This is a genomic window from Oceanobacillus kapialis, assembly GCF_044790185.1.
GTDB classification, from domain to species: Bacteria; Bacillota; Bacilli; order Bacillales; family Amphibacillaceae; genus Oceanobacillus_B; species Oceanobacillus_B kapialis.
This window is the reverse complement of sequence record NZ_CP085256.1, coordinates 2,321,722-2,335,317: the sequence shown is the minus strand read 5'-3', so window position 1 is coordinate 2,335,317 and position 13,596 is coordinate 2,321,722. Positions and strand designations below refer to the sequence as shown.

The following is a 13,596-nucleotide window of genomic DNA, read 5'->3' as shown; positions in this document are numbered from 1 at the left end:
TTCTCATATACCTATTAAGCAGCCATCTAGCCGTTCACCAAGTTAACTGCAGGTTGTCCCCGTTGTGAATTTCCCCGTCGAAGGATGCTGGTTCTCCATTTCGATACAGTTTAAAATCTCCGCTCACGTTTCGAATATCAATATCAACATAACGGAATATATCTTGGAAAATAAAGCTTCCAACCTCTATTTGTTTAAGTTCTAAACTATCTCCGTTACTTAATGCTGTATCTTGTCCAATTATTTGTCCTTCCCGCTTTATTGAATAGCAGGGCCTGTCTAAATTGATAGGTTGTCCATTAAAAGAAACGTGGATGGTTTTAGAAGCCTCTTTTTCTAACACAGTGAATAAGTCAGAAACAAGCGGAGTTTTAGCTGGCTCTATAGCCAATTTATCCTGATTATGAAGGATATGTTCCACATTTACCTGCTTATGGTTGACGAGTACCTTCGTTTCTCCCATTGGTAGTTTTACTTGTTCCTTATTTACATAAATGGTGAATGTGTTTGTTTGTTGCAACTTGTCTTTTCCAATAAAATGGAGAAAATCTTTTACTAGCAATTCTTGATCAAAGATAATTTTGTCACGATCTTTGACTACATATGTTTTTGCCTGCTTTTTGTCGTTCACATAATAATTGGCATAATGTTTCACAGGTTGGTTGTTAAAATAAATAACTTTAGATGGTAGATCTCCAATAAGCTCTTCCAAAGTTAGCTGAGCAGGTAAACCATCTTCCCCTTTGGTAACGTGAACATGGTCGTTATTCTGAATAGATCGTTCTACATTGCTGCTTTCACCATTTACAATTATTTGTGGCGCCTGACCAAATTGTCCTGGTATTGTTACATCCTGTCCATTAACACTTACCATCACGGCATTACCTGGTCTTCCATAAAGCTTTTGTATATCAATACCTGCCTGAATCAATGCATCTCCGACAGTAAGCTGCTTCATTTCAAACATACGTATTTTTTGCCCATTTACATGGACTGTTACATAATGAACTGGATTTTGTTTTGCGGCAATGGCAATTCCAATTGGAGTTACAAAATCAGGTCCCTTTGGCAAAGCTTCGGAAGGAGTTAAATTCTGTATCGCCTCTATCCCACGGACAGCTACTCGATTTTCTGGCAACTTTAACTTATTGGCTAAAACTTTGGTGATTTCTGGTGTGAGACTTCCTCCACCAACCAACATGACAGCCTTTGGTGGCGTCGCGTTTAAAAGGAGGATCTCTTCAGCTATCCTTGAGGCGAGGTTTTCTACATGACTTTGTATTTCTCCTACTAATGCATCATAAGTAATCGTTGATTCAAACCCCAGTATATCTGCTACGACTGCTTCCCCTTTATTGACAATATCCCGTTTCGTTTGCTCAGCTAAAGGAAAGTCGAGCAAATAAGCATCGCTTATTGCTTCAGTGATTTCGTCTCCTGCAACGGGCACCATCCCGTACGCAGCAACTGTACCAGCGTTCGTGATGGCAATATCACTTGTACCAGCACCTATATCTACTAGAGCCACATTCAATCTTCTCATTGACTCTGGTACAAGCACATGAATTGCCGCAATTGGTTCTAACGTTAGTGCGTCCATTTCCAAACCCGCTCGATTTAAAGCAGCTAATAACGATTCCACAACAATTTTAGGTAGAAAGGTAGCAATAATTTCAACAGTAGCTTTCTCTCCGCTTTGGTCAATTAAGGAACCAATTCTTTCTTCGTCAATTTGGTAATGTAAAATGGAATAACCTACACAATAGTACTGATGGTAATCATCTGCTTTTTCTTCTTGTGCAAGCTTTATCTGGGCAGCCTGTACAGCGCTTAGCTCCAAATGTTTTATAGTTTCCTCTTCGATAATAGGCTGTTGATTAAGTTCCATTGAAGCAGAGGCTTGCATTGTCTTCAGCGCTCTTCCCGCAGCAGCAACACAAACCTTGTGCAGCGTACCATGTGATTGTTCAAGTTCTTTCTTCACTTCACGAATAATATCAGATACCGCAACAACGTTATGTATTTGCCCATCTCGCATCGATCTTTCAGTATGCTCTTTCGTATAAAAATCTACTACTTCAAACTTGTTTGAAGTATCTTTTTCTAAAATAATCCCCGTTACTGAGCGGGTGCCAATATCTAAAGCAAAAATATGATCTTTCATCATTGTATAACCCTTTCCCTTATAATCTGACTCTATTATAAACTTTTACAATCTTTTTATCGACAAAGAAAAAGTTATTAGCTATAATTGTCTCTAATTATTAAAAAACTGCAATTAAACAAGGGGAGTAGAGTATGAGCGATATGGATCAGTTAAGAGAACAAATGGACAGTGTAAACCTAGAAATCTTAAAGCTTATTAATCAACGGGCAGAGATTGTTCAGCAAATCGGCCAGATTAAAGCCAAACAGAGTATGAAACGATTTGATCCAGTACGAGAACGGGATATGTTAGATCAAATCACAAGCAAAAATGATGGTCCGTTTGAGAAAAGTACAATTGAACATATTTTTAAGGAGATATTCAAGGCGAGCCTTGAGTTGCAGGAAGATGACCATCGAAAAGCGCTACTTGTTTCAAGAAAGAAAAAGCCAGAAGACACAATTGTTTCGGTTAATGGTGCCACTATTGGAGACGGTAATACCCACTATGTGATGGGGCCATGTGCAGTAGAAAGTTATGAGCAAGTGGAAAAAGTAGCGGAGGCTGTTAAAAATAAAGGTGTTAAGCTTTTGCGTGGTGGAGCATTTAAACCGCGTACCTCACCATATGATTTCCAAGGGCTAGGATTAGAGGGCTTACAAATTTTAAAGAAAGCAGCTGACAAGCATAATTTAGCAGTGGTCAGTGAAATTGTAAATCCTGCCCATCTTGAAGAAGCGATGGATTACTTAGATGTAGTTCAAATTGGTGCACGAAACATGCAAAATTTCGAGCTATTAAAGGCTGCTGGTGATCTTGATAAGCCGGTTCTCTTGAAAAGAGGCCTATCAGCAACCATCTCTGAGTTTATAAATGCAGCTGAATATATTATTTCTCGTGGAAATGGAAACATTATATTATGTGAGCGCGGTATCCGTACTTATGAAAAAGCCACTCGAAATACATTAGATATTTCTGCAGTTCCAATCTTAAAACAGGAGACGCACCTGCCAGTAATGGTAGATGTTACCCATTCTACTGGTAGAAGAGATATTTTACTTCCAGCAGCTAAGGCTGCAATTGCAATAGGAGCTGACGGGGTAATGGCTGAGGTACATCCTGATCCTGCAGTTGCATTATCTGATTCTGCTCAACAGATGGATATTCCAATGTTCAATACATTTATGGATGAAGTGATAGATGTAGCAAATAAGTTTCATCAATAATTTAAAAGTCCTTTAGGGGCATCGGTTTAAAGGCTGGGCCATCATAATGATGATTCAGCCTTTAAATTTTTTGTAATTTTATGCGTTGTGGAGTATGATAAAAAAATATAGGATGTATAGTTAAATAGGAGGTAAAAGAAAGTGAATATAACAATATATGATGTAGCGAGAGAAGCAAATGTCTCTATGGCAACAGTATCTCGTGTAGTAAACGGGAATCCGAATGTGAAACCTACCACAAGGAAAAAGGTGTTAGCAACCATTGAGCGACTTGGCTATCGTCCAAATGCTGTGGCAAGGGGTCTGGCTAGTAAGAAAACAACGACGGTTGGCGCCATTATTCCAGATATCTCCAGCATCTTCTTTGCAGAATTAGCTAGAGGGATAGAAGATATCGCTACGATGTATAAATATAACATTATCTTAAGTAACTCAGACCAAAATAAGGACAAAGAACTGGGCTTAATTAACACCATGCTTGAAAAACAAGTGGATGGTATTATTTTCATGGGTGGAGACATATCAGAAGAGCATGTTCAGCAGTTTAAAACTTCTTCTGTACCAGTCGTGCTTGCTGCAACGTACGATGATGGTGGTGAAATGCCTTCAGTCAACATTGATTATGAAGAAGCCGCATACGAAGCAACGAAATACTTACTTGAGCGAAACAATGTGCCTGCTTTTGTTTCAGGGCAAGAAGATACACATATCAATCTTCTTAAGTATAATGGCTACAAGCGAGCATTAAGTGAAGCCTCTGTTAAATTGGACGAATCATACGTGATAAAAGGGGACTATTCTTATGATTCAGGAATCGACGCTGTCAATCAATTGCTTGAATTAGATAAGAAACCAACTTCAATTTTTGTAGCGTCAGATGAAATGGCACTTGGAGTTATCCACGGTGCACAGGATAAAGGGTACAATGTTCCAGATGATATAGAGGTCTTTGGCTTCGATAACACAAGGCTTGCGACAATGGTAAGACCGACGTTGTCAACGATCGTCCAACCTATGTATGATATTGGTGCTGTAGCAATGCGTCTTTTAACTAAATTTATGAACAAAGAAGAAGTTGAAGATAAAAAGGTTGTTTTACCACACAGAGTTGAAAAAAGAAACTCAACAAAATAAATAAGATGCCGATATAAAGAATATAGGTGATTCACTTATTCCACATAGTGACTTGAGGAGAGAGAATATGAGAAAACGCGATATATTGACTCCTATCGGCATTACGTTAGGTTTTATCATGATTATGCTTGCCATCATGTCAAAAGGCGGCACGAGTGGTGCTGCCTTATTTCTGGACGTTTCATCTATCTTTATTGTAATCGGTGGATTAATTGCTTCTATGCTCATTAATTTTAAAATGGAGCAAATAAAGCTAACGAGAAAAATAATTAGTGAGGCTTTTCATCAGAATGATCAGCGGCTTCCTGACTTAATTAACCTTTTTATTAAGCTATCAGAGCGGGCACGTCGAGAGGGAATCCTTGCTTTGGAAAATGAGTTGGAAAACGTGGACGAGCCTTTTATTAAAAAAGGGGTCCTCCTTGCAGTTGATGGAATGGAGCCAGAAGTGATCAGCGATATCATGAATGCAGAAATAACGGCAATGGAAGACAGGCACTATAAAGGAAGAAAACTTATCGAAAAAGCTGGGGAGTATGCTCCAGCTTGGGGGATGATTGGTACACTAGTGGGCCTTGTACTAATGCTGAACAATCTGCAGGACCCAGCAGGATTAGGTCCTAGTATGGCGGTTGCGCTTCTTACTACATTATATGGAACAGTCCTTGCAAACCTCGTTTTTGTTCCAATGGCAAATAAACTTGAGAGCAAAACAGAGGAAGAGGTTTTTATTAAACAGGTTATTATTGAAGGTGTGATGGGCGTTCAATCTGGACAAAATCCACGAATTCTTGAAGAAAAGTTATCTGCTTTTCTTTCCAGTGACGTGAAAAATCGTCAGGCAACAGCTGAGGATGCAGATTTTGTAGGAGAGAGCGTTAATGAAGCGTAGGGATATAAGACGTAGCAATGATAAGGGCGCTCCAAAATGGATGGTTACATATTCGGATATGGTTACCTTAATTCTAGTATTCTTCATTCTTTTATTTTCTATGTCACAAATTGATTCGGTTAAGTTCGAGGCGATCTCTGAGTCATTTCGTAACCGAATGATCTTTGAATTTTATCCTTCCCCTGTACCAATGGAGAATCCAACAGAGCATACAAGGGACGAGGAAAGCGGAAAGAATTCAAATGAGTTTGAGAATCCAACACAGTTAGAAAACAACACCGATGAAGATGATATAACAGAGCAAGATACATTGGACAACTTGATGGAGAACATCCAACAATACCTTGAGGAACATGAACTGACAAATGAGATTTCAGCCAACAGGACGGACCAAGGGGTAGTATTGGTGTTACAGGAGAGTGTCTTGTTTGATTCAGGTGAAGCCGAAATTCTAGAAAAAGGGGAGCCATTTCTAACAAAAATTGCTTCCATGCTAGAAAGCTTACCCAACAATGTAAAAGTAGAGGGACACACGGACGACAGGCCGATTGATAATTATAGATATCCTTCTAACTGGGAGTTGTCTGGAGCAAGGGCTAGCAGTGTTATCCGATATTTGATAGATGAGAATGAATTCGATGAATCTCGCTTTTCTTCAGTAGGATACGGGGACACAAGGCCACTTGTGCCGAATACCAATGAGGAGAACTGGGCAAAAAATCGTCGCGTAGAGATTGTTATATTAGAAGAAAGCCAAGGAGATGATGCGTAAGCACCATCTCCTTTTTTAACATAGAGCCAGAAAATGACTGAGGTAAATAGGGGAAAGTATCATTAGCTGTCTCTTTAGAGTTATAAGATTTTTTTTGTATACTTTAGCATACTTGCTAAGCTTTTTTCGTTTTTTTCTGTAATTTCTAACCTGCGAGGAATAGAGACAATGTCTTGTTCATCCTCCCACGTTTTAGGGAGAGAAACCGGCGAACTTTCTTTCCATTTTTCTAGCCAGTTAGAAGGGAGACTACCTTTTAAAGGATTGCCTGTATGCATAACATTCCATAGTTGGCCCCATGCCCGTGGAACAACGCGCCACATATCATATCCACCACCACCGAGGGCGATCCACTTCCCGTCACAATAACTATGAGCGATTTCATGAGCTACTTTTGGGATATGCTCAAAAATCTTCATTGTGCTGCATAGATGGGTTAATGGGTCATAGCAATGCGCATCGGCTCCATTCTGTGTAACAATGACATCAGGCTTAAAAAATTCAGCAACCTCTCTGATAGCGCTATTATAAACGGAAATAAACGATTCATCTTCTGTAAATGCATCTAATGGTAGATTAAAGCTATAACCATGGCCCTGTTTAATACCACGTTCATTTAGATTTCCGGTACCAGGGAATAAATATCTGCCTGTTTCATGGATAGAAAGGGTACAAACATTCGGATCATCATAAAATGCCCATTGAACACCGTCACCATGGTGGGCATCTGTATCTACATACAAGACCTTTACATCATAATGTTTCCTCAAGTACTTAATCGCTACTGCCCCATCATTATATATACAGAAGCCCGCAGCCTTTCGTTTAAAACCGTGATGAAGACCGCCCCCTAGGTGAAGGGCATGGCTAGCTTTTTCTTCCATTACAGCATCTACTGCTGTAAGTGTGCCACCAACGACATAGCTTGCTGCTTCATGCATATTTGGAAAAATAGGAGTATCCTCTGTACCTAAGCCAAATTGTAATCCTTCTCCCGATGAAAGTTGCCCTGTTCCCGCTTTTTTAATGGCTTGGATATAGGATAGATCATGGAAAAGTGCGATTTCATCTTCTGTCGCTTTCCTTGGGTGAATAATGGACTTTGCAGGAAGTTGACCTGAGTCCTCTAATAATTCTTTTGATAGCAATACTCGTTTTTGATTAAGAGGATGATCTTCATGAAAGTGATAGCTTAATGTATTGTTTGAGAATACAAAAGTTGCTGGACACTTCATGATTTTGGCCCCGGTATATTATTTGGCCATAAAAGTTCATAGCCTGCGGTTCTTAAGTCTTGAATGACAGGGAGAGGATTCATCGTCTGGATGCGAAAAACGAGTATTTTATAAGCTGCGTCATCCTTATAGGGATATACAAGAACCGAAACAATGTTTACTTTGCGATTACCAAATATAGAAGCTACTTCTGGCAATATTCCTGGTTTGTGTGGCACTTTCACTTCAATATGAGAAGATTGCACGTGTGTACCTGTCAGCTGAATAAGTGTATGAAGCATGTCTTTCTCTGTAATGATTCCTACAAGTTTATTATCGTTTCGAACAACAGGGAGGCAAGCAAACTCTTCCTCATAGAAGATTCTTGCAATTTCTTCAACAAAGTCCATCGGGTGTACAGTGACCACAGGATTACTCATAATTGTGTGAATCTCATTTTTTAATTCCAATGCTTGTGTGCTAGCTTTAAAAATAGAGGGGGCAGCGTCCCGGACATCTCTGTCTGAAATGATCCCAATCACGCTATGGTTCTGATCTACGATAGGAATATGACGAATACGGTTTACCAATAATGTGTGAAGTGCCTTTTCAATTGTATCTGATGGTGATAGCGTAATAACATCTCTATTCATAATTTCCTCTACTAACAATTATAATCCCTCCCTCATATTGCGGTATTGGTGGCGCTGTAAAAATCGTAGCTTATCAAACATAGCGACTGACTCTTCTGATACTTTCTCACCAATTCTAACCATAAGGCAATTTGCTGGATGTGAGATAATTTCTGGATCATCAGTCGGTGCAGGGAGCAGGCCGCCAGTCGCCATCATCTTTTCCATGACTTTTCGATAGTCCCAAATGCTAAGTTTCGTTCCATCCAAGTCCCAATGCCAATAGTACTCTGTTGAAATGATAATGTATTTCTCCATATACTCATCCATCATTGATACTTGTAATAAGCCTGAAGCAATTTTAGCTCCGCGATAGGAAGGGATAACTTCAATTGCACCTAGCTCCATTAGCTCTTCCATTTTAAATTCAGACCATCTTTCCAAAGGGTCGGGATGCAAATAAGTGACATAACCAATGATTGTGTCGTCTGTGCGCGCAACAATTATCCTTCCTTCACGGAAATCTGCGATACTTTGTAACGCTTCAAATTGCTTTGCAGCTGGTCTGAAGGCTGTTAATTGCTCATGAAAGTGGTAGTTTTTTAGTTGTTCGCTGTTTAAGGGACCTTCAAGCGTGACACGTTCTCCTTGGGGGTGCTCTCGAAGTATAGCATGATGGGTTTTCGTATGTTTCAACTCGTTCACCACCTATTGAATATTCTAATGCGCTTTCATCTATTATACTAGATAATCTACTGAATATTTAGCAATAACTGTGAAACTTCTCTAACTTCTTCTATATAAATAAAAAAAGGCTGAACATATTTGAATGTGTCGCTTCTCGAATATGTTCAGCCTAATAAGTTAAATTTGTTGATTATTGTTCCTCGTCGTTGTTTGGTTGACTAGTTTCATTATCGTTTTCGTTTTCGTTATTGCTGCTTTCGTCTTCGTTATTATTATTGTTCTCTTGTTGTTGCTCTTCCTCGTTGTCCGTTGTCTCCTCGGCGTTTTCATTATCATTATTTCTGTTGTTATTATCTGTTGATTCCTCATTGTCAGGTGTTTCAGGTGGTGTTTCGGATGTGTCACCTACCATAATTTCTTTTGATGGAGAGGATTCTCTTCCAAAATAGTCAACGGCCCTTACATGGTAGACAGCATCGCCATCACCGATCGTATAGCTGGTTTCCGTAGTGCTTCCCACCCGAGTAAAGTTGCCGCCTGCGCCTTTAGCACGGTAAATGCGATAGGCTACTACATCACTACTTCCTGACTTACCCCACGTCAATTTATTTCCAGATTTGCTTAAAGAGGTGGGGGCGGAAGGGGCTTTTCCGTCATCCTCAATGGAATCTCCTGCGTCGGATCCTGGAAATCCGATTCTCTCCCATTTTTCTCTTTCTGTTCGTGGGTACAATTGTGTAAGGTCTTCTAGCTCATCATAATTATTCCGTTCTAGAAATTCTGGGTTGAACATAAGACCATCCCCTGTTACAAACTCGTCAGGAGTATTAGAACCTGCCATGACTGCCTTGCCATTTACGATAACAGAACTTCCGCTTATTAAGCTGTCATCTATTTCCGTAGGCACATATTTTTCATTAAAGAGGTCTGATTTAACCAATCCTGCTTTCTCACATAATTCAGATGGTAGCATGCCGGAAATTGCACAATAACTACGTTGTACAATACCGTCTGGACGTTTGAATGTTTCGTTAGGAGCTAATAGTTCCGGGTTAATTGCTGTAGCACTATTAATAAGTTCTGCCCAAAGTTTAAGGTTTCTGTGACTATAATTCGTGCTCGCATTATTAATTGATCTTGGTGTGTCATACCCGATCCATGTCCCAAACGTAACGTTAGGATTTGTGGCGACAAACCAAGCATCCTTGTAGTCATTGGATGTTCCGGTTTTCCCTGCCCAGTCTACATTTCCATTCGATAGTTGAGGTCTAAGATATCCAGCAGTTCCTGAATTGATAACATCTCGCATCATATCAATTGTTAAATACGTAGTTTGTGGACTGAAAACTTCCACTGGATCCGCTTTATGTTCATAGACTACATCACCATCTTGATTTGTTATCTTTTCAATCATATATGCGTCGGCAAATTTTCCGTTATTGCCAAACGTGCTATATGCATTTACATTTTCTTCGATTGTTACGTCTGCTGTACCTATTGATAAAGATGGATTAACATAGTCATCTTCTGTTAAGGTACTAATCCCCATTTTTTCTAAATACTTCGAGGCGGGATTAAGGTCTATAATACGAGAGTATATATCTGCTGCTGGCACATTATAAGAATTCTCTAGTGCCGTACGAGCAGAAACAATCCCATGATAGCCACCACCGTAGTTTCCTGGTTTTCCATAATTCCAGCCAGGAATTTGTTTTCTCACATCAGCAACAGGGCTTCCCGGCTGAATGATTCCTTCCTCCATAGCTGGAGCATAATCAAGTAATGGCTTGATCGTACTACCATTGGAACGAAGTACATTATCGGATACATAGTTTATATTATTTTCTTCATCGTATCCTCGCCCACCAACAAAGCTAATAATCTTCCCGGTACTGTTTTCAATTAACATTCCACCGGTCTGGACTCTTTCTGTTACTTCTTCCACTTCACCCGTTTCGCTATTTGTTTTGGTATACGTTACAGTAGGGCCGTAGTTTTCGTAATTTTGGGCTATTTTCTGAAAGGCTTCATAAATATCCTTGTCGATCGTTGTATGAATATTATAACCGTTCTTCCGCAAATCTCTTTCGGCTAGTGCTTTATAATCTTCCTTGAGATCACTGTCTTGGTCAAGATCTTCCTTGGTATAGCCTTCTTCTTCAGCAAGTTTGTACATAAGTACTTCAGTAGCTTTTTTCTCCACTTCAAAAGTTAAATAAGGGTACTTCTCAATAGGAGAAGGAGAAGCTTTTGTGAAATCAGCTGCAATGTCATAATTTATGTTTTCTTCATATTCCTTTTGGGTGATGTGACCAGATTCTAGCATTCTATCAAGAACCGTTTTCATACGGCTCATACCTGCCTTAAGTCCATCCTTATCCTTAACCTCTCCACCGTTTAGAAAAGGGGTATAGGCATATGGGTTTTGTGGAAGTCCTGCAAGGTATGCAGCTTGCGCAATGTTGACATCTTTAGCATCCACTCCGAAGATACCTTGAGCTGCAGTTTGGATTCCTGCAATGTTATTTCCTGAAGCATCCCGGCCATATGGCACAATATTCAAATATGCTTCAAGAATTTCATCCTTTTCAAAAAAGCGTTCTAGTCGCAGTGCTAGCAGTATTTCTTTCGCTTTTCTTTCAAAAGACACTTCGTTCGTAAGTATCTGATTTTTTATTAACTGTTGGGTCAGGGTACTACCGCCAGTTTTCACTTCAGAATTTGTTACTTCTTGGAAAACTGCACGTAATATGGCCTTTGGTACAACTCCATGATGATCTTGAAAGTTTTCATCTTCTGTAGCAATAACTGCATCAATAATGGCTGGAGAGATATTGTCTAGTGTTACCTCTTCCCGGTGCAAATCCGACTGAACATCTCCAAAGTACTTTTCACCCGCAAAATAGAGTTTAGATGTTTCTTCATAATTATAGATATCTTGTTGCATCATATCGTATGGTCGAACAGGCTCATCTTTTACAAGCGAGGCAAAATATCCAGCACCTACTCCTCCAGCAAAAAACAATCCAATAAATCCAATGAGTAAGAAGAACAATACTATGTTCCATCCCACATCATATGAAATCCGCGAAGTGCGTTGAACCTTCCCAGTTTTCCAGAGGGATTTTAGCTTTTCCGTATATTGTTGAAACTTTTGTTTTAAATTCATCGCAAAACCTCCTAAAATACCTTCCTTATTATAGCATAATAATAGAGGAGGGAATATAATTTTTAGAACTAGGATTGCTTTTCCTTTTCAATTATGGTATGAATAGTAATTATAAGATTTTTGCGGTGAAGGAACGAAGTAGTCAGGCAAATCCCTTTTTCTAGAGAACCGGCGGGTGGTGCAAGCCGGGATACATTTGCCGGCGAATTACATTCTGGAGCAATTCCGAGAGTTTTTGACCCTCGGAACGGTGGCAACATCGTTAACAATCCGAAGTGGCAAATTAGATTTGCAACAAGGGTGGTACCGCGTGTTCAACTCGTCCCTTTTTTAGGGGAGGGGTTTTTTTGTTTTTCAAGAAAAAAAGATGGAGTGTGACGACAAATGGATATTTTACAGGATCTTGAAACGAGAGGTTTGATCCACCAAACGACAGATAGGGAAGCGCTTGAAAAACACCTGCAGGAAAAGCAAGTGACATTGTACTGTGGCTTTGACCCGACGGCGGATAGCTTGCATATTGGTCACTTATTACCAATTACGATGCTCAAACGATTTCAAAAAGCTGGCCATCGACCAATTGCTTTAGTTGGCGGGGGAACTGGCATGATTGGAGATCCGAGTGGGAGAACGAGCGAACGTTCTCTAAATGAAAGTGAAGTCGTTCATGGCTTCAGTGAGCGGATTAAGCAACAAATTGCACGATTACTTGATTTTGATAAAGGGGAAAATCCAGTCGTTGCTAGAAATAACCATGATTGGCTATCTAATATGACTGTAATTGATTTCTTACGTGATGCTGGAAAACATTTTGGCATCAATTATATGCTGGCTAAGGAATCTGTTTCAGCTCGTATCGAGCAGGGCATCACCTTCACTGAATTCAGCTATATGATTTTGCAATCCTTGGATTTCCTTAAGCTATATGAACAGGAGAATTGTACACTTCAAATTGGCGGAAGTGACCAGTGGGGGAATATCACTGCTGGCATGGAGCTAATCCGTCGCTCAAGAGAGAATCAAGAGGAAGAAATTAAAGTATTCGGTTTAACAGTGCCACTTATTACAAAAGCGGATGGAACCAAATTTGGGAAAACAGCAGGGGGAGCAGTATGGCTTGATCCGGAAAAAACGTCTCCTTATGAGTTTTACCAATTCTGGCTAAACACCGATGACAGAGATGTTATTAAATTCCTTCGTTACTTTACTTTTATTTCTGAAGTAGAAATGGAACAACTAGAAAATGAAATAAAAACACAACCAGAAAAACGTGAAGCACATAAACGCCTTGCGGAGGAAATGACCATTATGGTTCACAGTCAGGAAGCATTAGACCAGGCGAAGAAAATTTCTGCGTCCCTATTTAGTGGTGAATTAAAAGATCTTTCTGCTGCTGAAATCAAGCAAGGCTTTAAAGATGTTCCGACATATGAGCGTACAAAAGAGGATATCGGTTTAATCGACTTGTTGGTTGAAGCAAAAATCTCTTCGTCTAAAAGACAGGCAAGAGAAGATATTCAAAATGGTGCCATTTACATTAATGGGGAAAGAATACAAGAACTGCAACACATTTTAGGCGAAGATGATCGCATTGAAGATGAATTTACGATTATTAGGAGAGGTAAGAAGAAGTATTCGTTGATTCGTTACGACGGGTAAGGGCTAAAAAGGAAGCTGTTGAATGGTGAGCAGCTTCCTTTTTTCTTTTACTTCTATTGTAATTA

The 13,596-nt window shown here is 39.7% G+C and carries 9 protein-coding genes, 1 pseudogene and 1 other annotated feature; of the genes and pseudogenes, 5 read left to right on the top strand and 5 right to left on the bottom strand.

Annotated features, from left to right (window positions below):
* Positions 1–34: 34 nt before the first annotated feature.
* Entirely contained in the window at positions 35–2,164 is a 2,130-nt protein-coding gene (locus LG273_RS12220; protein ID WP_404453913.1) for a cell division protein FtsA, read from the bottom strand.
* Positions 2,165–2,298: 134 nt separating this feature from the next.
* Between LG273_RS12220 and LG273_RS12215 the strand changes: the two genes are divergently transcribed.
* The 4 genes from LG273_RS12215 to motS all read left to right on the top strand — a co-directional run bounded on the left by LG273_RS12215 (position 2,299) and on the right by motS (position 6,170).
* Positions 2,299–3,372, top strand: a complete 1,074-nt coding sequence (locus tag LG273_RS12215) for a bifunctional 3-deoxy-7-phosphoheptulonate synthase/chorismate mutase (protein ID WP_404453910.1) — start codon at positions 2,299–2,301, stop codon at positions 3,370–3,372.
* A gap of 141 nt (positions 3,373–3,513) precedes the next feature.
* On the top strand, positions 3,514–4,506 hold the full coding sequence (ccpA, locus tag LG273_RS12210; protein ID WP_379563802.1) for a catabolite control protein A: 993 nt from the start codon (positions 3,514–3,516) through the stop codon (positions 4,504–4,506).
* A 67-nt stretch (positions 4,507–4,573) separates the two neighbouring features.
* Positions 4,574–5,398: a flagellar motor protein MotP gene (gene motP, locus LG273_RS12205; protein ID WP_379563804.1), complete on the top strand. Its 825-nt coding sequence runs from the start codon at positions 4,574–4,576 to the stop codon at positions 5,396–5,398.
* Positions 5,388–6,170 (top strand): flagellar motor protein MotS, encoded by a 783-nt coding sequence (gene motS, locus LG273_RS12200; RefSeq protein ID WP_404453905.1) that lies wholly within the window; start codon positions 5,388–5,390, stop codon positions 6,168–6,170. Before motP ends, motS begins: the two co-directional genes overlap by 11 nt.
* An 80-nt stretch (positions 6,171–6,250) precedes the next feature.
* On the opposite strand, the gene LG273_RS12195 is transcribed toward motS, so the two are convergent.
* From LG273_RS12195 to LG273_RS12180, 4 genes and pseudogenes are all read right to left on the bottom strand, one after another.
* Positions 6,251–7,405, bottom strand: coding sequence for an acetoin utilization protein AcuC (locus LG273_RS12195; RefSeq protein WP_379560525.1), 1,155 nt, complete (start codon positions 7,403–7,405; stop codon positions 6,251–6,253).
* Entirely contained in the window at positions 7,402–8,055 is a 654-nt protein-coding gene (locus LG273_RS12190) for an acetoin utilization AcuB family protein (protein ID WP_404453901.1), read from the bottom strand. Before LG273_RS12190 ends, LG273_RS12195 begins: the two co-directional genes overlap by 4 nt.
* 309 nt (positions 8,056–8,364) lie before the next feature.
* Positions 8,365–8,721, bottom strand: a pseudogene (locus LG273_RS12185) (GNAT family N-acetyltransferase); the annotation flags it as partial.
* A 172-nt stretch (positions 8,722–8,893) separates the two neighbouring features.
* Positions 8,894–11,872, bottom strand: coding sequence for a transglycosylase domain-containing protein (locus tag LG273_RS12180; protein WP_379560527.1), 2,979 nt, complete (start codon positions 11,870–11,872; stop codon positions 8,894–8,896).
* Positions 11,873–11,988: 116 nt separating this feature from the next.
* Positions 11,989–12,202: a binding site (T-box leader), on the top strand.
* Between the two features lie 54 nt (positions 12,203–12,256).
* Between LG273_RS12180 and tyrS the strand changes: the two genes are divergently transcribed.
* Positions 12,257–13,531 (top strand): tyrosine--tRNA ligase, encoded by a 1,275-nt coding sequence (gene tyrS / locus LG273_RS12175; protein WP_379560528.1) that lies wholly within the window; start codon positions 12,257–12,259, stop codon positions 13,529–13,531.
* Positions 13,532–13,596 lie beyond the last annotated feature (65 nt).